We start from the raw sequence: 24,352 nt of genomic DNA on the forward strand, positions 1-24,352 counted from the left end.
GACCGGGCCACCGCCGTCGGTGCCTACTTCTTCGACGAGGCGAGCTTCTTGTCCTCGCCCTTCTTCGCCGACTTCTTCTTCGAGTGCGACTTCGGTTCGGCGCCATTGGTACCGGCGCCACCGGTCGGTGCGACCGCGGTGACGACCAGATCGTCGTCCGCGGTGTCGACTTTCACCGTCGCTCCCGGTTCCAGACCGCCGTCGAGCAGCAGCCGCGAGATCCGGTTGTCGAGTTCCTTCTGCACCGTGCGGCGCAACGGCCGGGCGCCGAACTCGGGCTGGAAACCCCGATCGCCCAGCCAATCCACCGCCGACTCACTGATGTCGAGCTCGATGTCCTGGGCGGCGAGCATGCGCCGGGTCTTGTCCAGGATCAGGTTCACGATCCGTTCCAGCTGCGACTTGTCGAGCCGGTGGAACACCACCGTCTCGTCGATGCGGTTGAGGAACTCCGGCCGGAAATGCTGCTGCAGCCGTTCCATCAGCTGCGGCGTGATCGCATCCAGATCGCCCTCCGGGGCCTTCAAGATCAGGTCCGAGCCGATGTTGGAGGTCATGATGACGATCGTGTTCTTGAAATCGACGGTGCGGCCCTTGGAATCGGTGACCCGGCCGTCGTCGAGCAACTGCAACAGCACGTTGAACACATCCGGATGCGCCTTCTCGACCTCGTCGAACAGGATCACCGAGTACGGCTGCCTGCGCACCTTGTCGGTGAGCTGCGCCGCGTCGTCGTAGCCGACATATCCGGGCGGAGCGCCGACGAGGCGGGAAACCGTGTGCTTCTCCTGGAACTCGCTCATGTCGAAGCGGATGAGCCGGTCCTCGTCGCCGAAGACGGCCTCGGCCAACGCTTTCGCGAGTTCGGTCTTGCCGACACCGGTCGGTCCGAGGAACAGGAACGACCCGATCGGCCGGTTCGGATCCTTGAGTCCGGCCCTGGCGCGGCGCACCGCCTCGGCGACCGCGACGATCGCCTCGTCCTGCCCGATCACCCGCTTGTGCAGTACGTCCTCGAGCTCGAGCAGGCGCTGCTTCTCCTCGGCGGTGAGATCCGCGACGGGGATACCGGTCTGCCGGGAGATCACCTCGGCGATGTCGACGACCCCGACCTCGGGCTCGCCTGCCCGCACGCCGGATTCCTCGAGCTCTTCCTCTTTGTCCGCGATATCGGCCTTGATCGCGGTGGCCTTCTCGTAGTCCTCGTTGTCGACCGCGGCGTCCTTCTCCCGGTACAGCCGCGCGATCTCCTCGTCCTTGGCCCTCGCCTCCGCATCGGGCGTGCCCGAACGCAGCCGCACTCTGGCACCGGCCTGGTCGATCAGATCGATCGCCTTGTCGGGCATGAACCGATCGGTGATGTAGCGATCGGAGAGCTGGGCCGCCGCGATCAGCGCCTCGTCGGAGTAGCGCACCTGATGGTGCTCCTCGTAGACATCGGCCAGACCGCGCAGGATCTCGATGGTGTCCTCCACCGAGGGCTCCGACACCATCACCGGCTGGAACCGGCGCTCCAGCGCGGCGTCCTTCTCGATGTATTTGCGGTACTCGTCGATCGTGGTCGCGCCGACGACATGCAGTTCACCGCGGGCGAGCGCGGGCTTGAGCAGGTTGCCCGCGTCCATCGAGCCCTCGCCGCCGCCACCGGCGCCGACGATGGTGTGCAGTTCGTCGATGAAGAGGATCAGTTCGTCCTTGTGCGCGCGGACCTCGTCGAGGATCTTGGTCAGCCGCTCCTCGAACTCGCCGCGGTACTTGCTGCCCGCGACCAGCGTGCCGACGTCGAGCGCGATGACGCGGCGGTCGGCGAGGGTGGAGGGCACGTCGTTGTTGACGATCCGCTGCGCCAGCCCCTCCACGATCGCCGTCTTGCCGACACCGGGGTCACCGATCAGCACGGGATTGTTCTTGCGCCGCCGCGACAGGATCTCGATCGTCTGCTCGATCTCCTCCGCCCGCCCGACGACCGGGTCGACGAGCCCTTCGCGGGCCTCCGCGGTGAGATCGCGGCCGTATTCGTCCAGGGTGGGGGTGTCGGTCTGCTGGCGGCGCTTGGCAGGGGCGCCGGTGGTCGCGGGGCCGGACGTGTTGCCGCTCTGGGTGGCGGCGATGCCTGCCATCAGCGTCTGGGCCGCCACGGAGTCGGGGAGCGAGGCGATACCGAGCAGGACGTGCTCGGGGCCGATGTAGCTGCTGCCGGACTGCGCGGCCTGCCGTTGGGCGGCGCGCAGCGCCAGCTTGGTGCCTGGGCTGAGGGTGATGTCGGCGAGGTCGTCTTCGCTGGGCGAACCGGTGTCGAGGTATTCCTGCATCTGCTCGGCAACCTGGTCGGGGTCGAGGCTGAGCTCGGCCACGATGCTGCGGCCCGGTTCGGATTCGGTGGCGGCGTAGAGCAGATGCTCGGGCGTGATCTCGGGATTGCCCCACTCCTGGGCGGCCTCGCGGGCCGAGCCGATCAGCAACTTGGCGTTGTCGGTCATGAGTCTGCCCAGGTCGATGCGTTGCACGGGTGGCTTCGCCGACATTCCTGAGCCGAAGAATCGCTGGAAGATGTCATCGAAAGAGTTCATCGAACTACCTGGCCAGCTCGCTGTCATGTCCACACCTCTTCGCTCGTCGCGCCGCTCTCGCGGCGACTCATGCAGATCGGGTCGGTACTGCCAGCAATACTTCGGCATCCCCGGGTGGGGTGCAAGCGATTGGGGAGTTTCACATCTGCAACGTCGTGAGGTGTGGCGCGCAAACCAAAGTCCGGCCGAAGCGGTCCCAAACCACCGGTTTTGTCTGATTCTTGATCGAGGAGCGGCACGGACGGGTAGCGTGACGACCCGCGCCACGGTATCGGCCGCGGCGCCCATATTTGCCCGCCGACCGAGCTGGTCGAACAGGCCGACGGGAAGAGCACGGAGTTTGGTCAACGACGTCATCGATGTCACCGCGGATTTCACGATCGCGCGTCAATCACTGTGGGATGTGCTGCTGGATCCGCAGAGCTATCCGCGGATGTTCACCGGCATCGGCAGTTGCGAACGGGTCGAGCGACCCGACGGGTCGGTGGTGTGGCAGGTGCGCGTCGGGTCGGCCGCCGCGGGGATCGAGACGCACGAGTTCGTTCTCGTGATCGGGCGCTGGTACGAGAGTTTCGAATTGCGCAGCCCGGCCCTGGGCAGCTTCGCCTCGGTCCGGTTGCGCGGCGACGAGCGGCGCACGCGGCTCGACATCACCCTGTTCGCCGCGGCCAGGGTGCACCCGCTGCTCGGTGAACGCGGCAACTCCACGGTCACCGACTGGGTGAAGGCGGGTCTGCGCCGCACCGCCGACGTCATCGCGGGCACCAGATCCTCGGTGGTGGTCAACGCCGAACGCTCGATGATCCGGCGCAATGCCGGGGTGGCACGCAGCATCGCGGCCACCGGGCTGATGCGGCCCGAACCCATCTCGATGGTGAAACAGCTTCGCTCCCTGTCGAAGTGGGGCTTCAATCTGGCGGGCGGGTATGCCGCGGGCGCGGCGCACGCGCCGGATCGGCTCGCGCTGATCGACCGGCGGGGCACCCGCACGTTCGCCGAGGTCGACACCAGGTCCACCGCGCTGGCGGGGGCGATGCACGCGCTGGGTCTGCGCGCGGGTGACGCCATCGGCCTGCTGTCGCGCAATCACGCGGGCATGGTCGAGACCATGGTCGCCGCGGGCAAACTCAGCGTCGACGTGGCGCTGCTCAATGCCGGACTGTCCGGGCGGCGGATCGAGGAGATCGTGCAGCGGCACCGGCTCAGCGCGGTCTTCGTCGACGGGCCGCTGGAAACGCTGATCCGCTACCTGCACAGCGACGTTCCGCGATACACCACCGACGACCTGCCGCCGGACCCGGATCGCACGACGGTCGACGGCCTGATCGCCTTGGGAAGCAACGACTTTCCGGTGCCCGCGCATCCCGGCAGGCTGATCGTGCTCACCTCGGGGACCAGCGGTTCGCCCAAGGGTGCCCGCCGTCCGCACGCCAAGGGTTTCGGCACGATCGCCGCGCTGCTCTCGCGGATTCCGCTGCGGGTCGAAGAGGTCATGCTGATCCCGGCGCCGCTGTTCCACACCTGGGGCCTGGCCGGATTGCAGCTGAGCACCGCGCTGCGTGCCACCGTGGTGCTCACCGACGGCTTCGACGCCCTCGACTGCCTGCGGGCGATCGCCCAGCACCGGATCACCACCTTGATCGTGGTCCCGACCATGGTCGAACGCCTGCTCGACGTGCCGGGTGACGTGCGCGCGAGCTTCGACCTGTCGAGCCTGCGGCACGTCGTCAGCTGCGGCGCCCCACTGGCCGGAGCCACCGTGCTGCGCTTCCTCGATACCTTCGGTGACGTGCTCTACAACGTGTACGGCTCGACCGAGGTCTCCTGGGCCAGCGTCGCCACCCCCGCCGACCTGCGGGTCTCGCCGACCACCGCGGGCCGTCCGCCGCTGGGCACCCGCGTCGCGGTGCTCGGCCCCGACCTGCGTCCGGTGCCGGTCGGCGCGACCGGGCACATCTTCGTCGCCAATCACATGCTCTTCGACGGCTACGTCAACGCGGCCCCGCCGGAGGAGGCCGACGGCATGCTCGACACCGGCGACCTCGGCTATCTCGACGCCGCGGGCCGGTTGTTCGTGGCGGGCCGCGACGACGAGATGATCATCTCCGGCGGCGAGAACGTCTTCCCTCGACCCGTCGAGGAAGCCCTGGCGAACCTGCCGCAGATCACCGAGGTCGCCGTCGTCGGCGTCCCCGACCGGGAATTCGGTCAGCGGCTGGCCGCGTTCGTGGTGAAACGCGAAGGGGCGGGCCTGGATTCGGACATGGTGCGCACCTACATCCGCAACCGGCTCAGCCGCTTCTCGGTCCCGCGCGATGTGACGTTCCTCAACGCGCTGCCGCGCGGGGAAACCGGCAAGATCCTCAAGCGGGTGCTGGTGCGACCGGAGTCAGCGCTGAGCGAGTAGCAGCCGCAACGCCCGCTCGATCGCCGCGGAGGCCTGGTCGCCGGACAGCCCGCGCCGGTCCTGCAGATGGTGGTGCATCGGCCAGGCGAGTGTGCCGTCGATCAGGTCGAGCAACTCGTCGTCGAGGGTGCCGTCGGGCCGGGTGAGTTCGGGGGCGAACAGCGCGGCGAGGACGGCGCGGATGCGTTCGTCGGTGCGGCGCATGCGCGCGTCGATCGCGGCGACCGACCTCGACTCCTGCAGACCGGGCAGGCGCGGGGTGCGCTGGAGCTCGAAGATCGCGCCGCTCTGCCGCACCGCGATCGCGATCCGTTCGGCGAGTGCCAGGCCGGGATCGGGGCTGACCAGGCACGCCTCCACCGTGGCGGACTGATACTCGGTCGCGGCGGCGAGCAGGGCATCGCGGTCGGCGAAGTGCACGAAGATGCTGCGCTCGGAAGTACCTGCCCGAGCAGCGATCTCACGGGTCGTCGGCGCGAAATCGCCCTCGGTGATCGCGGCGAGCAGTCCGACGATGATGGCTTCGCGCGTCTTCGCCGGATCGCGGCGCCGCCGCGGCGGACGCGCCCCTGGCTCGTCCGCCGCTTCGACCTCGTGCCCAGACCTCATCGGCCCATCACAGCACAGACCGCCCGTCGCCTGCCTACTCGCTCGGCTGCGCCGCCGTTCGGTTCATCACCGAATGCGTGCGTGAGTAGCCGAAGTAGACGACCAGACCCACGACCAGCCAGGCCAGGAACCGCAACCACGTCTCCCACGGCAGCGAGTAGATCAGGTAGGCCGAGAACCCGATGCCGATCAGCGGGATGACCGGCATGAACGGCAGCCGGAACGAGCGTGGCGCGTCGGGCCTGGTACGCCGCAACACGATCACCGCCACGCACACCACGATGAAGGCCATCAGGATGCCGATATTGGTGAGTTCGGCGACGGTGTTGATCGGCAGTACGCCGGCCAGGATCGCCGCGCCGACACCGACGATCCAGGTCACCCTGGTCGGCACCTTGCGGGTCGGGTGGGTCTTGGCGAACCACTGCGGCAGCAGCCCGTCGCGGCTCATCGCGAACCACACCCTGGTGACGCCGAGCATGAAGGTGAGCACCACGGTGACGATGCCGACGATGGCGCCGATGGCGATGATATTGGCGACGCCCGGCATCCCGACCGACTCGAACGCGGTGGAGAAGCCGCTGGTCGGGCTGATCTCGGTGTACTTCTGCATGCCGGTGAGCACCAGCGTGGCCAGCACGTAGAGCACCATCGCGATGGCCAGCGAGTAGATGATCGCCTTGGGCAGGTGCTTGCGCCCGTCGATCGATTCCTCGGCCGCGGTACTCATCGCGTCGTAGCCGAACACCGCGAAGAACACTGTCGCCGCACCCGTCCACACCGCGCCGACGCCGAACGGGAAGTACGGGTCGTAGTTGGCGCTGTCGATGTGGAACACCCCGAGCACCACGATGAGCACCACCAGGGCGACCTTGATCCCGACCGCGACCGTCTCGAACCGGCCGACACTGTCGATCCCGCGCGAGAGCACCCACGCGGTGCCGAGGCAGAACAGCACCGCGAACAGATCGACGACCCGCCCGTCGCCGGTGTCCGGCGCGCCGAGCATCCATTCCGGCAGGGTCAGCCCGATCTGGTCGAGCAGGAACCCGAAGTATCCGGACACGCCGATGGCGACCACCGCCGCGACCGCGATGTATTCCAGCAGCAGATCCCAGCCGATGAACCAGCCCGCCAGCTCACCGAGCGAGACGTAGCCGTAGGTGTAGGCCGAGCCCGCCTTGGGCACCATGCCGGCGAACTCGGCGTAACACAGCGCCGCCGCCGCGCTGGCCACACCGGCGATCAGGAACGAGATCAGCACGGCGGGCCCGGTCACCGAATGGGCGACCGACCCGGCCAGGGTGAAGATGCCCGCACCGATGATGCCGCCGACGCCGATGGCGGTGAGCTGCCACAGGCCGAGTGATTTGGCGAGCCGCTCGTCGCTCGGAATCTCGTCCTCGACCTCGACGAGGGGTTTGCGACGCAGCATCTGGGCGCGCAACTCTGCGAAAGACATTCGCGTTCCTTCCGTCGGCGCACACCGCCACATCGCGATGCACGGACCCGAGTACACCGCCACGCCGCGACCGTGGGCGCCGAGAGTGAATATTGTTCAGCCGTAGAGCCTGAATGGATAGCCGGTCGTTACCCGCGCCCGCTGGCGAGCGCGCGCAGGAAGAACCCGAGATTGGCAGGCCGTTCGGCCAGTCTGCGCATGAAATACCCGTACCACTGGTCACCGTAGGGGACGTACACGCGAACATGGTTGCCCGCGTCGGCGAGTCGCTGCTGTTCGTCGGCGCGGATGCCGTAGAGCATCTGGTACTCGTATTCCTCGGTTTTGCGCTGCGCCGACTGCACCGCGACCCCGGCCGCCGCGATCACCGCCGGGTCGTGCGAGGCGATCATCGGATAGCCCGAGCCCGCGGTCAGGATCGCCAGGCAGCGCAGATACGACGCGTCGACCTCGGCCCGGTCACGGAAGGCCACCGACTCGGGTTCGTCGTAGGCGCCCTTGCACAACCGGATTCGCGACCCAGGGCCCGCCAGCGCCCGGCAGTCGTCCTCGGTGCGGCGCAGATAGGCCTGCAGCACCGCGCCCAGCCAGGGAAAGTCGGCGCGCAGATCGCGCACGATGGCCAGGGTCGAGTCGGTGGTGGTGTGGTTCTCGGCGTCGACGGTGACCCAGATGCCCGCGGCCTCGGCGGCGGTGCAGATCTGGTGCGCGTGCTCGCGGGCGATCGCGTGCCCGTCGCGCGGCAGTGCCTGGCCCAGCGCCGAGAGTTTGACCGAAACCTCCAGTGGCCGAACAGCTCCCGCCGCGACATCGGCCTGGGGGAGTCGGCCGAGCGCGGCGATGAGCGCGCGGTAGTGCTCGACGGTGGCTTGCGCGCCGGCCAGGTCGGTGGTGTCTTCGCCGAGATAGTCGATGCTGACGAAACGGCCGGAGCGCAGCAGGGTTTCGGTCGCCCGCACCGCGTCGTCCTCGGTGGTGCCCGCGACGAAGCGGGCCACCACATCCCGGCTGACCGGCAGCCGGGTGATGGTCCGTTCCAGCCGCGGCGAGCGGGCGGCGGCGAGCATGGTCGAGCGCAACAGTGCCGACATCAGCGGGCCTCGCTCTCGGGCGCCTGGTGCGGATAGCGGTGGTCGGTCGGCGGGGTGAAGGTCTCCTTGATGGTGCGAGCCGAGGTCCAGCGCACCAGGTTCTGCGCCGAGCCGGCCTTGTCGTTGGTGCCCGACGCGCGTCCGCCGCCGAAGGGCTGCTGGCCGACGACCGCGCCGGACGGTTTGTCGTTGATGTAGAAGTTGCCCGCGGCGAAGGTGAGCCGCTCGGTCGCCGCGGTGATCGCGGCTCGGTCCTCGGCGATGATCGAGCCGGTCAGGCCGTAGGCGCTGCCGCGGTCGACCAGGTCCATGGCATCGGTGAAACCGGCCGACGTGCTGTCGTCGTAGACGTGCACCGCCAGGATCGGGCCGAAGTACTCGGTGTGGAAGATCTCGTCGGCGGGATCGTCACCGACGACGACGGTCGGTTCGACGAACCAGCCGACGCTGTCGTCGGCATGACCGCCCGCGACCACGGTCAGTCCCGGTGTGGCCTTGGCCCGCTCCAGTGCCGCGAAATTGCGGTCGAACGCGCGCCGATCGATCAGTGCCCCACCGAAATTCGCGAAATCGGTGACATCGCCGTAGCGCAGCGCCGAGGTCTGCTCGATCAGGTCCTCCGACATCGCCGCCCACACCGAGCGCGGGACGAACGCGCGCGAGGCGGCCGAGCACTTCTGCCCCTGATAGTCGAACGCGCCGCGCAGCAGCGCGGTGGTGAGCACCGCCGGATCCGCCGAAGGATGCGCGAGCACGAAGTCCTTGCCGCCGGTCTCGCCGACCAGCCGCGGATAGGTGCGATACCGGTCGAGCCGCTGCGCCACCTCGCGCCACAGGTGCTGGAAGGTCGCGGTCGATCCGGTGAAGTGGACCCCGGCCAGCCGTGGATCGGCGAGCACGGCATCCGAGATCTCCGGTCCCGGTCCGTGCACCAGGTTGATCACCCCTGGCGGCAGACCGGCGGCCTCGAGCAGTCGCATGGTCAGGTAGGCGGCCACGGCCTGGGTTCTGGCCGGCTTCCACACCACCGTGTTGCCCATCAGCGCGGGCGCGGTGGGCAGATTGCCCGCGATGGCGGTGAAGTTGAACGGCGTGACCGCGTAGACGAACCCCTCCAGCGATCGGTACTGCATCCGGTTCCACACGCCGGGCGCCGAAATCGGCTGCTCGGCAAGAATCTGGCGTGCGAAGGAGACATTGAACCGCCAGAAATCGACGAGCTCGCAGGGCGCGTCGATCTCGGCCTGATACGCGGACTTGGACTGACCGAGCATCGTCGCGGCCGACAGCTTCTCCCGCCACGGACCGGCGAGCAGGTCGGCGGCCCGCAGGAAGATCGCGGCCCGATCGTCGAACGACATCGCCCGCCAGGCCGGGGCGGCGGCCGTGGCGGCCTCGACCGCGGCGGTGGCTTCGGCGGCGCGCGCATTGTGCAGGGTGCCGAGCACGGCGGCGTGCCGGTGCGGCTGGACCACGTCGAAGCGCGGACCGTCGCCACGCAGGTGGCGGCCGCCGATCACGTGGTGGATCTCGGTGGGTGTCGCGGACAGGTCGGTGAGCGCGGTCTGCAGGCGTGCGCGCTCCGGAGTTCCCGGGGCGAAGGTGCCGACCGGTTCGTTGACCGGCGGCGGAGTGGTCGCGATGGCGTCCATGAAGGCGGCTCCTGCGTCGTGGTGTGGTGCGGGATGTGACGTAGTCAACACCGACGCGCGGCGGTCATAATCGTCTGATCGGATGAAGAACCATCCCGGTCTCTGTCTGATCAGCCAAAGAATCGGAGGTGCGCGATGCCGGACGGGGCCACCACGCTCGGCGAACTGCTCGCCGCGCTCGACCACACCGTCGCCACTCTCGTCGACGCACCGGCGGGAGAGTCGGTGCCGGTCCGCTCGGTCGCTCTCGCCGAGCCCGCCGATCTGCCCGAGCACCTCGAGACCGAGGGCCCGCTGCCGGAGGTGTATCTGCTCGTCGGAGTCGACGCCGGCGCCACCGAGCGGTGGCTGCGCGAGGTTGCCTCCCGCGATCCCGGCCGGCGGCCCCGCGTGCTGATGACCAAGAGCGCCAACGACTCGCCCGCGGTGCGCGCCGTGGCCGCCGCCGCCGGCATCGCGCTGGTGCACCTGCATCGGCAGGCCCGCTGGGATCAGGTGTTCCCGCTGGTGCGCCGGATGCTGGCCCGCTCGCCCGGCCAGCGTGCCGCCGCCGACGAACACGACCTGCTTGCCCCCGACACCGACCTGTTCGGCTTGGCACAGGTGGTCGCCAGAGAGACCGGCGGAATGGTGTCCATCGAGGACCCGCAGTCGCATGTCCTCGCCTACTCCGCCTCCGACGGCTCCGCCGACCAGCTGCGCATCCGGTCCATCCTCGGCAGGCAGGGCCCTGGCGACTATCTGCGGATCCTGCGCGAGTGGGGCGTTTTCGACCGGGTGCGGGCCGGCGACGAGGTCGTCGACGTGCCCGAACATCCCGAACTCGATATCCGCCGCCGCCTCGTGGTCGGCATCCGGCGCGGCACACCCGCGCGCATGCTCGGCACCATCTGGCTGCAGCAGGGCGATCAGCCGCTGCGACCCGACGCGGCGCAGGTGCTGCGCGGCGCCTCGGCTGTCGCCGCGCGGATCATCGCCCGCGGCCTGGACGCGCCGTCGACCGAGGCACTGCTGGTGCGCAGGCTGTTCGGCGCGCACGGCGACGGGGTCGACGTGCCGTCGGTGGCGGCCGCGCTGAACCTGCCCACCACCGGTCCGGCCGCGGTGATCGGCATCGCGGCGATCGGGTCCGTCGCCGAGCTGGCGGCATCGAGCGGCCTGATCCGATTGCACGCCAGCGCTTTCCGGGACGATTCGGTGACCGAGGCGATCGGCGACCGGGTCTATATCCTGCTGCCGTCGTACCACTCCGAACGCAGCGTCGGCTCCTGGGTACGTCGTCTTGTCGCGCAACTGGAGCAGGCGCGAGGTCTGGTGGTGCGGGCCGCGATCGCCGCACCCGTGGCCGGGCTGACCGCGGTCGCCGGCGCCCGCGCCGAGGTCGACCGCGTCCTGGACAGCCCGGCCGCCGCATCGGCGGGGAGCAGGGTGAGCACGCTGGCCGAAGCGCGGACCGCGGTCCTGCTGGCCGAGATCCTCGAACTCATCCGCGACCGACCGCACCTGCACGATCCGCGCCTGGCCGCACTCGACGACTACGACCGTGTCCATTCCGCCGAGCTGCGCGTTTCAGCGCAGGCGTACCTGCGGGCGCACGGCGAGGTGAGCGCGGCGGCATCCGCCCTGCGTGTGCATCCGAATACGCTGCGATATCGGTTGCGCCGGGTGGAGGCGGTGCTCGGCATCGATCTGACCGATCCGGCCGATCGGCTGCTCCTGGAGATCCAGCTGGCCGCTGTGCCGATTGCTCAGCCGTAACTCAGCTATTGCAGTTATGCTGCAATAGCGACGCCCGGTCGCACCGCCCACGCGGCGGGGAAGTCATCGCCTGAGTGAGGTTGTAGTGGTGGACGGAACGAACGCGGACCGATTCTCGGTGTCGCGGCGCGGCGTGCTCGGCGTCGGAGCCGGGGCGGCCGCGGCACTGGCTGTCGGCATGACCGTCAGCGGCTGCGGTGACGAAGCGGCCGGGATCACGCCGTCGAAGACACAGACCGATCCAACCAAGGCGATCGCGGACGCCAACCGTGCCCTGGCCGACACCTTGCCTTTCGGCGACACCGCGGATTTCGCCGACGCCGACCGCGGCTGGATCGCTTCCCTCGAACCGGGCACGGTCACCGACCCGTCGGGAAAAGTGGTGTGGGACACCGACTCCTACGACTTTCTCGCCGGATCCTGTCCGCAGTCGGTGAATCCGAGCCTGTGGCGCCAGGCCCAGCTCACCGTGAAGCAGGGCCTCTACGAGATCGCGCCGGGCTTCTACCAGATCCGTGGCCTCGACATATCGAACATGACACTGATCGAAGGCGACACCGGCGTGATCGTCATCGACCCGCTCGTCTCCGCCGAGACCGCGGCCGCTGGCCTCGCCCTCTACCGCGAGCATCGCGGCGATCGGCCGGTCACCGGCCTGATCTACTCACACTCCCACGTCGATCACTTCGGCGGCAGCTACGGGGTCGTCGCGCCGCAAGACGTCGCCGCAGGCCGGTGCCCGGTGATCGCGCCGTCGGGGTTCCTCGAGCACGCCGTCGCCGAGAACGTCTATACCGGCACCGCGATGGCGCGCCGCGCCGCCTACATGTACGGCGCCGCCTTGCCACGCGGCCCGAAGGGGCAGGTGGGCGCCGGTCTCGGACAGACCACGTCGACCGGAACGATCAGTCTCGTTCCGCCCACCCTCGACGTCACCCGCACCGATCAGGAGGAGATCGTCGACGGCGTGCGGATGGTCTTCCAGCTGACCCCGGGCACCGAAGCGCCGTCGGAGATGAACTTCTACTTCCCCGACCGCCGCATCCTCTGCATGGCCGAGAACGCGACGCACACCATGCACAACATCGTGACCCTGCGCGGTGCGCTGGTTCGCGATCCGCACGTGTGGGCGAAGTACCTCACCGACTCGATCAATCACTACGGCCGCCGGGCGGATCTGGTGTTCTCCTCCCATCACTGGCCGATCTGGGGCACCGACCGGATCGTCGAATTTCTCTCGCTCCAGCGCGACATGTACGCCTATCTCAACGATCAGACGCTGCGGCTGCTGAACCAGGGCTTCGTCGGCACGGAGATCGCCGAGATGATCACGATGCCGCCCGCGCTCACGGCGTCATGGTCCACCCACGGCTACTACGGTTCGGTCAGCCACAATGTGAAGGCCGTCTATCAGCGGTACATGGGCTGGTTCGACGGCAATCCGGCACATCTGTGGGAGCATCCGCCGGTGGACAACGCCCGCCGCCACGTCGAGGCGATGGGTGGCGCCGCCGCGGTGCTCCAGCACGCGCAGCGCGCCTACGATGCCGCCGACTTCCGCTGGGTGGTGCAACTGGTCAACTACGTCATCTTCGCCGACCCGGCCAACGACACCGCGAAAGCCTTGCAGGCCAGTGCTTTCGAACAGCTGGCCTATGGTTCGGAGAATGCCACCTGGCGCAATTTCTACCTCAGCGGCGCCCACGAGCTGCGGCACGGTTCCTTCGGCACCCCGACCGCCGCGAACTCGGCCTCGCTGGCCGCGGCCTTGAGCGTGGACCAGGTGTTCGACGCGATGTCGCTGCGCATCGACGGACCGAAGGCCTGGGAGGTCCGGATGACCACCGACTGGCGGATCAGCGACGAGGGTGATCGGATTCACCGCGTCGAGCTGCGCAACGGTGTGCTGGTGCACTACGACCGGTTCCCCGGCGACCAGCTCCCCGCCGCGGACGCGACCGTCATTCTCACCCGGCCGGCACTGATCCGGGGCATGGTCGGTGGGGGAGACCTGAAGAAGGCCGTCCTGAGTGGTGAGATCAAGATCGACGGTGACGCCACCGTGCTCGCCGAACTGCCCGGCCTGATCGACAAGCCGGACCCGAACTTCGCGATCGTGACGCCGTAAACGCTATCGCTTGGCGTAGTCGGCGACACCCTGCCAGTCGAGCATCACGCAGGCTTCGTCGCCGACCACCCAGGCGTCGTGGCCGGGCGGCACCACCATGAAATCGCCGGTGCCGAATTCCTGCTGTTCGCCGTCGTCCATGACCACCATCAGTTTCCCGGACAGGACGTAGCCCATGTGCGGCGCCTGGCAGCTGTCGGTCTGGGCGATCGGCTTGACGTGCTCGGACCAGCGCCAGCCGGGTTCGAACACCGCTCGGCCCACCGGGCCACTGTCGACATTGACCAGATCGAGCCTGCCTTTGTCCTGCTCGAAGGGCCGGGTCTCCTCTGGGGAATCGAAATTCTTGCGGATCATGGCGGACATGACGTTCTCCTGGTCGTCTGGAGGGGCCGACATGTCGCGGTCCACCAGGGGCGCGTCAGCGCGCTCGGCCCGCGACGGCAGCCACCGCACAGCTAATGGTTCGCCGATGGGAGACCATTCGCAAGGGAAACGTCGGTTCAGCTGAGACGGCACCAACCGTCACCGGAGCAACGCCCGCCCGTGGTACTCCGGCAATTCCTGTGCGGGACACCTGACGGGTGAGTTATCCCGGCGCCGGGGTCGGCGAAGCGGAGCCCCCGCCGCGCGCGGCAGTGCACGTGGTCGCGGCCCGAGCCACGGCCCTGCTCTGTCTGGCCGCGGTCGCCCTCGAATGTGTCGCCGACATCCTGCCCGACGAGCCGATCACCTGGATCGTGACGCCGACCAGACTGGTCACCGTGGTCGGGCTGCTGGCGGTGGTACTGACCGGCGAATCCCGGTGGCAGACGGCTTTCGACGTCCCGATCGCGGTTCTCGTCGCTTCCTCTGCCGTCGCCAATTATCTTGCGGGACAGCCGTGGTCGTCGTGGCGCGGCCTGCTGACCCTGGTAGCGGTCTACTACCTGGCGGTCGGGGTGCGGCGGGTGGTGCCCGATTCCTGGCCCGCGATCGCGTTGCTCGCGCTGGCCTGCACCACCATCGCGAGTATCGTCGCGCTCCAACAGGTCGTGCAGGAAACCCCGACCGGATTCTGCCGGGGAGCGATCGACGGCTCGAACGATATCTGCGGCGCCGACACGATGATTCGCGCGATAGGCACCTTCGCCAACCCGAATCTGCTCGCCGCCTACCTGGTGCTGCTGTTGCCGGTGGCCGCCGCGGGCGCCGCGTCCCTGGCCGACATGCGTTCGCGGCTGGTCGCGGGCGGGCTGGTCGTCCTCGGCTACCTGGCGGTGCTGCTCACCGGATCGCGCGGCGGGGTGATCGCGGCACTGGCGGGCCTGGCCGTGTACGTCTTCCTGCGACGGCTGCGGCCCGGCAGGCACGCGACCACCGAACGATGGGTGCCGTGGATTATTCCGCTCGGCGCCGCGCTGGTCGTCGGGCTGCTGCTGTTCGCGGTCGTGACCCGTGGGTCGGTCGGTGTCCGGGCCGACGTGTGGCTGGCCGCGATCCGGGTGGCCGCCGACCGGCCGCAGGGCGTCGGGCCTGCCCGCGCGGGCGCCTGGCTCGACGAGGCGGTCGACAGCCCCGAAGAATTCCAGCACGCCCACAATCTGTGGCTGAACTACGCCGTGGAGGCCGGGGCGGGCGGGCTGCTGGCGATGCTCGCGGTCACCGTCATCGGGACCTGGATCGCCGTGACGGCGAGCGCGGCCGGATCCATGACGGCGCCCGCGTCGGCCGCCGGACTGTGCGGCTTTCTGGCGGTGAGCCTGGCCGACCATCCGGCGAACACCCAGCGCATCGCGTTCGCCGCGGCGGCGGTCGCGGCCGTGCTCGTCACCGACGAGAGCCGCCGCAGGCACACCCAGCCGGCAATCGACGCGCAGCCGTGGCGCGCGGTGTCGCTCTTCGACGAGACCATGCCTTTGCCACGCGACATCACCGGGTCGATGCCGAAGGCACGCGCCTGGCCACCGCACCTGGTCACCGACGGCAGGCCGCTCGGCGCCCGTCGGCCTGCGCCGCGGGACACGTGGTGACCGGGACACCGCCACCCGGCGGGTGCCCCGGCCCTGAGTTCGTCGTCAGGCCCCGGTGGGCACCTCGCCCACGGCCTTCGCCGGATCGATGACACCGAAGACCTCGCCCTGCGGCGCCTGCAGAATGCCCATCCGGCCGAAGGGGCTGTCGTCGGGGCCCATGATCACCGAGGCGCCCAGGTCGGTGGCCTTGGCCAGGGTGCCGTCGGCATCGTCGACCTGGATCCAGGTGAGCCAGTAGGTCGGGGTGCCGAGCGCGGACGCGTCCATCATGCCGCCGACGCCGTCGGTCTGGCCGGGGAGCGCGAACGTGGAGTAGGTGAAGCTCTCGCCGTCACCGATCTCGGTGTAGTGCCAGCCGAATACGGTGTTGTAGAAGTCGTGCGCCTGGTCGTAGCCGGAGGTGTGCAGCTCGTTCCAGCAGTAGGCGCCGTGCTGGTTGTAGATCTCGGCGCCGTTGTGCGCCTTGGCTTCCCAGACACCGAACACGCCGCCGGTGGGATCGGAGCCGATGAACATGCGGCCCACATCGAGGACGTCGAAGGGCGGCATGAACACCTGTCCGCCTGCCTTGGCGACCTTTTCGGCGATCTCGTCGGCGCGCTCGGCCGCGAAGTAGGTGGTCCACGCCGAGGGCATCGGCATGCCCTCGGGTTTCGGGCCGATGCCCGCGGCGGGCTTGCCGTCGAGCATGGCCATCAGGTAGCCGCCCGCGTCGGCCGGTCCGTCCTGGATGTCCCAGCCGAACAGGGCACTGTAGAAGTCACGGGCGGCGGTGGGATCGTCGACCTGACAGTCGATCCAGCAGGGCGTGCCCTGCGGCCAAGCTTCGTCACGTGTCGGCATTGTCGAACGTCCTCCTCGGCGATGGATGGAAGCCGGCCGGAACCGCGCCGGCATGTGCCCAGTCAACCACCAGCCACCGACACCCGCGAGCGTCCACACGCAACCCTGCAGCCCGCTGAACTGGAACAATGCGTGTTCACTGCGACAGTCCGAGCTGGCCGAGGCTCGGCGATTCGGGTCGTTTCCGCTGTTACAGTTTCCGCGCCGATCGTGCGGTGGCTAGGTCAACGGGAAACGAACCGGTCGGGAGCGACACTATGGCGGTAAGAGGTTCCGAACGCGGGCTCGTCCGGATGCTGGTGACGATCCTCGCGCTGATAGTCGTGCTCGGATGTGGTGGCGGACCGGCGGCGGGACAACCCGCCGACGCGCCCGCCGCGCGCTGGACGGCACTACACGACGGGCCGGGCGCCTACCCGGAGGTCCGGGTGGAGCGCGGCGTCGAGATCACCATGAGCGACGGAGTCGTCCTGAAGGCCGACGTCTACCGGCCCGCCGACGCGGCGGGGGTGATCGAGCAGAAGCCGCTGCCGACGATCGTCAGTCTCACGCCGTACTCGAAACTCATGACCGGCCTGATCGAACAGGCCGCGGCGATCCCCGGCCTGCAGGCCACCGCCGTCGACATCGTGCGCAGGCTGAACCTGTCGGCCACCCCGATCAGCGGTTTCGGCGATCTGATGCAGGCGCTCGACGGCGGCATGATCCAGACGATGCTCGGCGTCGACCGCAAACTCATCGGCGGTGGGTACACCGTCGTCGTCGCCGATGTGCGCGGAACCGGTCTGTCCCAGGGCAAATGGAACACCCTCGGCGCCCGCGAGCAGCTCGACACCCGCGAGGTGATCGAGTGGGCGGCGCAGCAGCCGTGGTCGAACGGGCGCATCGGCATGAGCGGCGGCTCCTACTCCGGCATCAACCAGTTGCGCGCCGCGGAGGACGCGCCCGCCGCACTGCAGGCGATCTTCCCGGTGGAGCCGGGGAGCGACCTGATGCGGGATGTGGTCGCGCCAGGCGGCGGTGTCGGCACCACCTTCCTGCCGATGTGGCTGAACTCGGTGAACCAGCTCAAGTTCGTCCCCGATGTCGCCTCGATGGCCGACGGCACGTTCGACTGGACCTGGTTCCGCGACCGGCTCGCCGACCCGACGACCAACTTCGACCTGCTCGCCCAAGCACTGCTCACCCCGTCGCTGTCGAACATGCCGCCCGCGCTCGACGGCGCGCTCGACGACACCTCGGCCTTCCGCGAGGCGATCATGGGGCATCCGGAAAAGGTGACAGTGCCGACCTTCGTCTACGGCGGCTGGCACGACATCTTCGCCAACAGCGCGACCAAACTCTACGAGCAGATCCCCCTGCCCGCGGGGCACAAGCAGCTCGTCGTCGGCGACACCTATCACGCCAATCCCGGTGCGGGAACCGGTGTTCCGGGCGCGCCGCCGCGGTTGGACGTGCTGCAGCGCGCATGGTTCGACAAGTGGCTCAAGGACATCGACAGTGGCGTCGACGACTTCGGCCCGGTCACCGTGAAGCAGCAGGGCGGCAGCTGGATCACGCTGCCGGAGTTCCCGATGCCCGGCGTCACGCATCGTCGCGTCTACCTGTCCGCCGCGCCGAGTGGCAGCACCGAGGACAGCCTGCACGACGGCTCGCTCAGCGCCGCCGGGCCCGCAGGCTCCGAAAATCTCACCGTGGCACCAGGTCTGAGCAACATGTGTTCGCGGGACGCGGCGCAGGGGTCGGCCGGGATGGCGGCGGCGCTGGACACCTGCGCGAAGGATTCCCGGATCGCCGAGCGCAACGCGCTCACCTTCACCAGTGCACCGCTGACCGAGCAGACGGTGATCTCGGGCCCGATCAATGTGCGGCTCAACACCGTGCACGATTCCACCGACGGTTTCTGGAACGTCACCGTCAACGATGTCGCGCCCGACGGCACCTCGACTGTGCTGACCACCGGTCAGCTGACGACGTCCATGCGGGCCATCGACGAACGGCGCAGCGCGCGCTCGGTCAACGGCGACCTCACGGCCCCGTTCAACCCGCTCACCCTCGACCACCTGCTGCCCGTGGTGCCCGGCACGCCGACCGCGATCGATGTCGCCATCATCCCGACCCAGGCGGTGCTGGCGCCGGGACACCGGCTGCGCATCGATGTCTTCGCGGGCAACGCGCCCAAGGCGCTGCCGTTCCGGCCGATGCTGAACGCGACCGGACTCGAACCCCAGCATCTTCGTCTCGACCCGGCCGACCCGAGCTTCGTCAACCTGCCCACCGACCGCCCGATTCCCTGACCGGCATCGGATCCAGGCCCGATTCGGCGTTTCCCGGACTCACCGCCCGCGCGGTATGTGAGCCTGGAGACCTGTGGTTCGGACGAGGAGGTCGATGTGGTGCAACCCGTCATCGTGGTGATGGGCGTCTCCGGGTGCGGCAAGACGACCGTCGGCGCGCTGACGGCCGCGCGGCTCGACGTGCCCTATGCCGAAGGCGACGACTTCCATCCGATCGAGAACATCGAGAAGATGGCGGCAGGCATCCCGCTCACCGACGAGGACCGGTGGCCGTGGCTGGACACGGTCGCCACCTGGCTCGGCGAGCACCAGGAGTCCGGCGGCGTCGCCGCGTGCTCGGCGCTGCGGCGCTCCTACCGTGACCGGCTGCGCCAGGGCGCGCCGAACGCGTACTTCGTGCATCTGGCCGGCACCAGGGCAGAGCTGCTGCGCCGGATGACCGGCAGGCTCGGCCATTTCATGCCGACGATCCTGCTCGACTCCCAGCTGGAGACGCTGGAACCGCTGGAACCCGACGAGGCGGGCGTGACCCTCAACGCGCTCGCGCCGCCGACCGTGCTGGTGACCGAGGCGATCGACGCCTGGCGGGCCACTCACCGCTGAAGCAGCGGATGCAGCTGCTCGACCGGCGCCAGCAGCAGCCCGCCGCCGACGACCAACGCCGCCAGGCACAGCGCGGTGAACAACAGCACCCACAGCAGCGCGGGCAGATGGGTCAGCCGGGCCAGCTGATCGGCATCGGAATCGGTGCGCCCCGGCTGCCTGCGGCGGCTGCGCTGCAGTTCGATCACCGGCCGGACCGCGGCGGCCAGCAGGAACCACGCCGCCAGATACGCGAAACCCGCCTGCAGGAGATCGGTGCCGAACCAGGACACGCCGAACACCAGGGCGCCGAGCACGGCGACGGTGAGCAGGCCGTAGATATTGCGGACCTTGACCAGCACCGCGGCCAGCATGAGCAGCGTCGCCCACAGCATCAGCGTCACCCGGCCGGTTCCGAGCAGCGCCGCGTACCCGAGCCCCAGCGCCGCCGGTGCCGGATAGCCGGCGGCCGCGGTCAGAATCATGCCGAGACCGGTGGGCTTACCGCTGGACACGGTGAGCCCCGAGGTGTCGGTGTGCAGGGTGATCGCGTGCAGCCTGCGCCCGGTGAGCAGGGCCACCAGCGCGTGTCCGCCCTCGTGGACCACGGTCACCGCCGCCCGGGTGAGCCGCCACAGCGGCCGGTAGCCGACCAGCACGAGTGCCACCGCGGCGGTGACGAGCACCAGCCACCATTCGGGCGCGGGTTGGGTGGCGAGGAGGTGGTCGAGCAGCGAGCTGGCGGATCCGGTGTTCACCGCCGCACTTTAGCTGTCCACGGCGCCGGGCGTGCGCTCGCGCGAGACCTGGGACGGCAGCGGATGATCGGGTTCCAGGGCGGGCAGGCCGTCGATGCTGACGGAGTTGTCGCCCGCGATGCGGCGGGCGAAGTCCGCGTCGGTGCGGCGCGTGTGCGCCTGGTCGAGGATCGAGCGTTCCTCGACGAGCTCGAGGTAGGGGACCGACCAGCCGCACGAATCGGCGACGCGGTCAACCGAGACCGCGACGACCGCGCGGATGCCGGTGTGCCCGGTGCCGAAATGCTCACGCAGCGTGGCGAATTCGGCCGAGTCGGGACGGACGACGCGGCCGGTGCCGAACAGGCGCAGGATGCGGGCGGTCCGGGTGAACGAGCAGAACATCACGGTGATCCGGCCGTTGTCGCGCAGGTGCGCGATCGTCTCCGAGCCGCTGCCGAACAGGTCGAGGTAGGCGACCGTATGGTCGTCGATCACGGCGAAGGTGTCGCGATACCCCTTCGGAGAGACGTTGACGTGGCCGCCTTCCGACGGCGCGGTGCCGACGAAGAACATCGGCTGTTCGGCGATGAAGGTCCGCAACTTGTCGTCGATCCGGTCGAACACCTTGCCCATTGCGCACTCCCTCGTCCCGCCAGTCGGCGGGCTCGCCACTCCTACTGTATCGATCAGCCGGTGTTCGGTTCATGCTGAGGGTTACCGCAGACGCGGACCGGGCGGTGTCCGACGATGACGGTATGACGCAGACCGCACCCAGCCCCGTCCACCCCGTCCAGCAGCGCTACGCCGACCCGTCGACCGAGGTCCCCGCGCAGTGGAATCCGGTGTTGCAGGTGCTGCACGACCACAAGTCGGTGCGCCGCTACCTGCCCGATCCGGTCTCGCCGGAGACGATCCGGCTGCTGGTATCGGCCGCGCAGTCCGCGGCGTCCTCGTCGAATCTGCAGGTGTGGAGCGTGATCGAGGTCCGCGATCCGGCGCGCAAGGCCCGGCTGGCCGAGGTGGCGGGCGGCCAGCAGCACATCGTGCAGGCGCCGGTGCTGCTGGTGTGGACGGCCGATTTCGCCCGGCTGCGCCAACTCGCCGACGATCACGGCGCCCCGCTCGACGGCGCCGACTATCTCGAATCCAGCTATGTCGGTTTCGTCGACGCGGCCCTGGCGGCACAGAACGCGGTGATTGCCGCCGAATCCCTCGGGCTCGGCACCGTCTATATCGGCGCGCTGCGCAACAACCCGGAACGGGTGGCCGCCGAACTCCACCTGCCCGAGCACGTCTTCGCGGTCTTCGGCCTCGTCGTCGGACATCCCGACCCGGCGGAGGGCACGCGGGTGAAGCCGCGACTGCCGCAGGCGGCCGTGCTGCACCAGGAAACCTACGATCTTCCTGGTCAGCGCGAGCCCGTCGCCGCCTACGAGGAGCGGATCGGCGAGATCTACTCCGAGCAGGGGCTGCCGTTCTCCTGGACCGAACGGGTCCTGGCCAGGCTGGCGTCGAAGGCCTCGCTCAACGGGCGCGACCGGTTGCGGGAGTCCTTGGCGGCCAGGGGATTCCGGCTGCGCTGAGCGGGCTCAGCCGTCGATCGCGGCGCGGGTCAGCTCGAGCGAGCGGATGCGGGCGTCGATGTCGTAGACCAGCGTGTTGAGCATGAGCTCGTCGGGCGCGGCGGCGGCGAGCAGCTCGGCGGCCTGCGCGCGCACGGTGTCCGGCGAACCCTGCAACTGACCGGCCTTGCGCTGCGCGGCGAAGCGTCGTTCGGCGTCGCTGCCGGGGAAGGCGGCGGCCTGTTCCGGCGTCGCCAGCGCCTGCGGCCGACCGGCCCGCAGCTGTGCGAAGGCGAGGTCGCGCGGCGCGGCGAGCCGGTCGGCCTCGGCGTCGGTGTCGGCGCAGATCGCCGAGGCGGCCACGATCGTGTACGGCGCGCTCAGCGTCTCCGACGGCCGGAAGTTGTCGCGGTAGAGCGCGAGCGCGGCGGCGGTGTTGTCCGGGGCGATGTGGTGGGCGAACGCGAACGGCAGCCCGAGCACCGCGGCCACCTGGGCGCTGTAGCCGCTCGAGCCGAGCAGCCACACCTGCGGTTCGGCGTCACGGCCTGGACTGGCCACGATGCCGTCGGGATCGGCGCCACGGAAGAACCCGATCAGCGCGGTCAGCTCGCGGGGGAACGAATCACCGTTGAGGCCCTCGGCGTTGCGCCGCAGCGCCCGCGCGGTCACCGGATCGGTGCCGGGCGCACGCCCGATGCCCAGATCGATCCGCCCCGGATGCAGCGACTCCAGCGTGCCGAACTGCTCGGCGACCACCAGCGGCGGATGATTCGGCAGCATCACCCCGCCCGACCCGACCCGGATCCGCGAGGTCGAGGCCGCCAGATGCGCCAGCACCACCGCGGGCGCCGCGCTCGCGATGCCGGGCATGTTGTGGTGCTCGGCGACCCAGAACCGGCGAAAGCCCAGCTCCTCGGCGTGCTGGGCCAGCCGCGTCGTCGCGTGCAGCGCGTCGCCCGCGGTCGCGTCGGCTTGCACCGGCGCCAGATCCAGAACCGACAGCGTGACCGCGCTCATGAGCCTCCTCGACAGTGAACAACCCCCGTGAGGGCCAACCAGCGCCGAGGTGCGGGTATTTCCGCCTGCCGGAGGTGGTGACCCTGACCACGATTGCCGGACGGTAGCGTGCAGCACTGATCGACGCGACGGAAGGACACGATCCATGTCAGCTGACGGCACCGGCCTATCCACCGAAGCCGTATCGGCGCCGGCCCCGACAGCCGAATCGGAGGGGTACTCGCGCGGCCTGAGCCCGCGCACCATCCAGATGATCGCCATCGGCGGCGCGATCGGCACCGGCCTGTTCTACGGCGCGGGCGCCGCGATCGAGCAGGCGGGACCGTCGCTGATCCTGGCCTACCTGGCCGCGGGCCTGGCCATCTTCGTCATCATGCGGGCGCTCGGTGAGCTGCTGACCTACCGGCCCGTGTCGGGCAGCTTCGCCGAGTACGCGCACGAATTCCTCGGCCGCTTCGCCGGTTTCGCGACCGGCTGGTCGTACTGGGCGGTGTGGGTCTCCACCTGCATGGCCGAGATCACCGTCGCGGGCAAGTACGTGCAGTACTGGTTCGACATCCCGCAGTGGGTGACCGCGCTGGTGGTGCTGGCGGTGCTGTTCGCCGCGAACCTGATCTCGGTGCGGATCTTCGGTGAGGGCGAGTTCTGGTTCTCCGCCATCAAGGTGACCGCCATCCTGGCGATGATCATGATCGGCATCGGCGTGCTCGTATTCGGCTTCGGCCACGCCGCCGATCCGACGGTGACCAACCTGTGGGCCGACGGCGGCGTGTTCCCGCACGGTTTCGGCCAGACCCTGCTGGTGCTGCAGATCGTCGTGTTCGCCTACGTCGGTGTGGAGCTGGTCGGCGTGACGGCGGGGGAGGCCCGCGATCCGAAGGCCACCCTGCGCAAGGCGATCAACACCCTGCCGTTCCGCATCGGCCTGTTCTATGTCGGCGCGCTCGTGGTCATCATGTCGGTGGCGAGCTGGCGCAGCTTCCACGCAGGCCGCAGCCCGTTCGTCGAGGTGTTCGAGCAGATCGGCATCCCCGCCGCCGCGGGCATCATCAACTTCGTGCTGCTCACCGCGGCGCTGTCGTCGTGCAACTCGGGCATCTACTCCACCGGGCGGATGCTGCGCAGTCTGGCGCTGCGCGACGAGGCGCCCGCCGGGTTCGCGGCGCTGAGCAAGCAGTCGGTGCCGTTCACCGGCATCTGCGCCTCGGCGGGCGCGATGGTGATCGGTGTCGTGGTGAACGTGATCTCGCCGGACAAGGCCTTCACCTACATCACCTCGGTCAGCACCGTGGGCATCATCGTCGTCTGGGGCGTGATCCTGGTGTGCCACCTGAAGTATCGCGCCAAAGTACAGGCCGGCGAGCTGCCCGCCAGCGACTACCGGCTGCCCGGCGCGCCCGTGACGAACTGGGCCGCACTGGGTTTCCTCGGCCTGGTCGTCGTGCTGCTGCTGTGGACCGACGGTGGCCGCACCGCGCTGGTCGTCGGTGCGGTGTGGGCGGCGCTGGTGTGCGCGGGCTACTACGCTTTCGGCCGCCGCGGACTCGCCCACACCGGGTAGCCGCCACACTCCCGTTTGCTGGAAAGCCGCTGGCAGACAAGCGTTTTCTGTCATA

The 24,352-nt window shown here is 69.2% G+C and carries 18 protein-coding genes; 8 read left to right on the plus strand and 10 right to left on the minus strand.

Going from position 1 to position 24,352, the window contains the following annotated elements; translation table 11 throughout:
• Nucleotides 1-23: 23 nt before the first annotated feature.
• Nucleotides 24-2,597 (minus strand): ATP-dependent Clp protease ATP-binding subunit, encoded by a 2,574-nt coding sequence (locus ACFWF2_RS19535; protein WP_379308842.1) that lies wholly within the window; start codon nt 2,595-2,597, stop codon nt 24-26.
• 313 nt (nt 2,598-2,910) lie between these two features.
• Here ACFWF2_RS19535 and ACFWF2_RS19540 point away from each other — a divergent pair, with 313 nt between their 5' ends.
• Nucleotides 2,911-4,977 (plus strand): AMP-binding protein, encoded by a 2,067-nt coding sequence (locus ACFWF2_RS19540; protein WP_379308843.1) that lies wholly within the window; start codon nt 2,911-2,913, stop codon nt 4,975-4,977.
• Here the strand turns inward: ACFWF2_RS19540 and ACFWF2_RS19545 are convergent.
• The 4 genes from ACFWF2_RS19545 to pruA all read right to left on the minus strand — a co-directional run bounded on the left by ACFWF2_RS19545 (nt 4,960) and on the right by pruA (nt 9,791).
• Nucleotides 4,960-5,586 carry a TetR/AcrR family transcriptional regulator gene (locus ACFWF2_RS19545; protein WP_379308844.1) on the minus strand — a complete coding sequence of 209 codons (627 nt, stop codon included), beginning with the start codon at nt 5,584-5,586 and terminating at the stop codon, nt 4,960-4,962. The two genes, ACFWF2_RS19540 and ACFWF2_RS19545, sit on opposite strands and share 18 nt — an antisense overlap.
• 34 nt (nt 5,587-5,620) lie before the next feature.
• Nucleotides 5,621-7,048, minus strand: a complete 1,428-nt coding sequence (locus ACFWF2_RS19550; RefSeq protein WP_379308845.1) for an amino acid permease — start codon at nt 7,046-7,048, stop codon at nt 5,621-5,623.
• Nucleotides 7,049-7,176: 128 nt separating this feature from the next.
• Nucleotides 7,177-8,139 carry a proline dehydrogenase family protein gene (locus tag ACFWF2_RS19555; protein WP_379308846.1) on the minus strand — a complete coding sequence of 321 codons (963 nt, stop codon included), beginning with the start codon at nt 8,137-8,139 and terminating at the stop codon, nt 7,177-7,179.
• Entirely contained in the window at nt 8,139-9,791 is a 1,653-nt protein-coding gene (pruA, locus tag ACFWF2_RS19560) for an L-glutamate gamma-semialdehyde dehydrogenase (protein WP_379308847.1), read from the minus strand. The genes ACFWF2_RS19555 and pruA overlap by 1 nt, the downstream gene beginning before the upstream one ends.
• 135 nt (nt 9,792-9,926) lie before the next feature.
• Between pruA and ACFWF2_RS19565 the strand changes: the two genes are divergently transcribed.
• Together ACFWF2_RS19565 and ACFWF2_RS19570 are read left to right on the plus strand one after the other, a co-directional pair.
• A complete protein-coding gene (locus ACFWF2_RS19565; RefSeq protein ID WP_379308848.1) occupies nt 9,927-11,549 on the plus strand; it encodes a PucR family transcriptional regulator in 1,623 nt (540 codons plus the stop codon).
• 178 nt (nt 11,550-11,727) lie between these two features.
• Nucleotides 11,728-13,677, plus strand: a complete 1,950-nt coding sequence (locus tag ACFWF2_RS19570; protein WP_379308883.1) for an alkyl/aryl-sulfatase — start codon at nt 11,728-11,730, stop codon at nt 13,675-13,677.
• Between the two features lie 3 nt (nt 13,678-13,680).
• On the opposite strand, the gene ACFWF2_RS19575 is transcribed toward ACFWF2_RS19570, so the two are convergent.
• Nucleotides 13,681-14,043 (minus strand): cupin domain-containing protein, encoded by a 363-nt coding sequence (locus ACFWF2_RS19575; protein WP_379308849.1) that lies wholly within the window; start codon nt 14,041-14,043, stop codon nt 13,681-13,683.
• Nucleotides 14,044-14,261: 218 nt separating this feature from the next.
• On the opposite strand from ACFWF2_RS19575, the gene ACFWF2_RS19580 reads away from it, so the two are divergent.
• Nucleotides 14,262-15,689 (plus strand): O-antigen ligase family protein, encoded by a 1,428-nt coding sequence (locus ACFWF2_RS19580; RefSeq protein WP_379308850.1) that lies wholly within the window; start codon nt 14,262-14,264, stop codon nt 15,687-15,689.
• A gap of 45 nt (nt 15,690-15,734) precedes the next feature.
• Here ACFWF2_RS19580 and ACFWF2_RS19585 read toward each other — a convergent pair whose 3' ends face one another.
• Nucleotides 15,735-16,535, minus strand: a complete 801-nt coding sequence (locus tag ACFWF2_RS19585; RefSeq protein ID WP_379308851.1) for a VOC family protein — start codon at nt 16,533-16,535, stop codon at nt 15,735-15,737.
• Between the two features lie 257 nt (nt 16,536-16,792).
• On the opposite strand from ACFWF2_RS19585, the gene ACFWF2_RS19590 reads away from it, so the two are divergent.
• Both ACFWF2_RS19590 and ACFWF2_RS19595 read left to right on the plus strand, forming a co-directional pair.
• Nucleotides 16,793-18,832: a CocE/NonD family hydrolase gene (locus ACFWF2_RS19590; protein ID WP_379308852.1), complete on the plus strand. Its 2,040-nt coding sequence runs from the start codon at nt 16,793-16,795 to the stop codon at nt 18,830-18,832.
• 120 nt (nt 18,833-18,952) lie between these two features.
• Complete coding sequence (locus ACFWF2_RS19595; RefSeq protein WP_379308884.1) at nt 18,953-19,435, plus strand: gluconokinase; 483 nt, start codon at nt 18,953-18,955, stop codon at nt 19,433-19,435.
• Here ACFWF2_RS19595 and ACFWF2_RS19600 read toward each other — a convergent pair.
• Nucleotides 19,426-20,172, minus strand: a complete 747-nt coding sequence (locus ACFWF2_RS19600) for a M50 family metallopeptidase (protein WP_379308853.1) — start codon at nt 20,170-20,172, stop codon at nt 19,426-19,428. The two genes, ACFWF2_RS19595 and ACFWF2_RS19600, sit on opposite strands and share 10 nt — an antisense overlap.
• Before the next feature lie 9 nt (nt 20,173-20,181).
• A complete protein-coding gene (locus ACFWF2_RS19605; protein WP_379308854.1) occupies nt 20,182-20,787 on the minus strand; it encodes a pyridoxamine 5'-phosphate oxidase family protein in 606 nt (201 codons plus the stop codon).
• Between the two features lie 122 nt (nt 20,788-20,909).
• Here ACFWF2_RS19605 and ACFWF2_RS19610 point away from each other — a divergent pair, with 122 nt between their 5' ends.
• A complete protein-coding gene (locus ACFWF2_RS19610) occupies nt 20,910-21,737 on the plus strand; it encodes an NADPH-dependent oxidoreductase (RefSeq protein ID WP_379308855.1) in 828 nt (275 codons plus the stop codon).
• A 6-nt stretch (nt 21,738-21,743) separates the two neighbouring features.
• Here ACFWF2_RS19610 and ACFWF2_RS19615 read toward each other — a convergent pair whose 3' ends face one another.
• Entirely contained in the window at nt 21,744-22,736 is a 993-nt protein-coding gene (locus ACFWF2_RS19615; protein WP_379308856.1) for an LLM class flavin-dependent oxidoreductase, read from the minus strand.
• 145 nt (nt 22,737-22,881) lie between these two features.
• Here ACFWF2_RS19615 and ACFWF2_RS19620 point away from each other — a divergent pair, with 145 nt between their 5' ends.
• Nucleotides 22,882-24,297 carry an amino acid permease gene (locus ACFWF2_RS19620; protein ID WP_379308857.1) on the plus strand — a complete coding sequence of 472 codons (1,416 nt, stop codon included), beginning with the start codon at nt 22,882-22,884 and terminating at the stop codon, nt 24,295-24,297.
• Nucleotides 24,298-24,352 lie beyond the last annotated feature (55 nt).

Source organism: Nocardia sp. NPDC060259 (assembly GCF_042728775.1).
In the GTDB taxonomy this organism is placed as follows: Bacteria; Actinomycetota; Actinomycetes; order Mycobacteriales; family Mycobacteriaceae; genus Nocardia.

Coding starts and splice junctions, on each gene's coding strand:
- ACFWF2_RS19615 (WP_379308856.1), bottom strand. CDS start 22,736: ATGAGCGCGGTCACGCTGTCGGTTCTGGATCTGGCGCCGGTGCAAGCC.
- ACFWF2_RS19620 (WP_379308857.1), top strand. CDS start 22,882: ATGTCAGCTGACGGCACCGGCCTATCCACCGAAGCCGTATCGGCGCCG.
- ACFWF2_RS19565 (WP_379308848.1), top strand. CDS start 9,927: ATGCCGGACGGGGCCACCACGCTCGGCGAACTGCTCGCCGCGCTCGAC.
- ACFWF2_RS19570 (WP_379308883.1), top strand. CDS start 11,728: ATGACCGTCAGCGGCTGCGGTGACGAAGCGGCCGGGATCACGCCGTCG.
- ACFWF2_RS19590 (WP_379308852.1), top strand. CDS start 16,793: ATGGCGGTAAGAGGTTCCGAACGCGGGCTCGTCCGGATGCTGGTGACG.
- ACFWF2_RS19550 (WP_379308845.1), bottom strand. CDS start 7,048: ATGTCTTTCGCAGAGTTGCGCGCCCAGATGCTGCGTCGCAAACCCCTC.
- ACFWF2_RS19545 (WP_379308844.1), bottom strand. CDS start 5,586: ATGAGGTCTGGGCACGAGGTCGAAGCGGCGGACGAGCCAGGGGCGCGT.
- pruA (WP_379308847.1), bottom strand. CDS start 9,791: ATGGACGCCATCGCGACCACTCCGCCGCCGGTCAACGAACCGGTCGGC.
- ACFWF2_RS19610 (WP_379308855.1), top strand. CDS start 20,910: ATGACGCAGACCGCACCCAGCCCCGTCCACCCCGTCCAGCAGCGCTAC.
- ACFWF2_RS19555 (WP_379308846.1), bottom strand. CDS start 8,139: ATGTCGGCACTGTTGCGCTCGACCATGCTCGCCGCCGCCCGCTCGCCG.
- ACFWF2_RS19585 (WP_379308851.1), bottom strand. CDS start 16,535: ATGCCGACACGTGACGAAGCTTGGCCGCAGGGCACGCCCTGCTGGATC.
- ACFWF2_RS19575 (WP_379308849.1), bottom strand. CDS start 14,043: ATGTCCGCCATGATCCGCAAGAATTTCGATTCCCCAGAGGAGACCCGG.
- ACFWF2_RS19605 (WP_379308854.1), bottom strand. CDS start 20,787: ATGGGCAAGGTGTTCGACCGGATCGACGACAAGTTGCGGACCTTCATC.
- ACFWF2_RS19595 (WP_379308884.1), top strand. CDS start 18,953: ATGGGCGTCTCCGGGTGCGGCAAGACGACCGTCGGCGCGCTGACGGCC.
- ACFWF2_RS19535 (WP_379308842.1), bottom strand. CDS start 2,597: ATGACAGCGAGCTGGCCAGGTAGTTCGATGAACTCTTTCGATGACATC.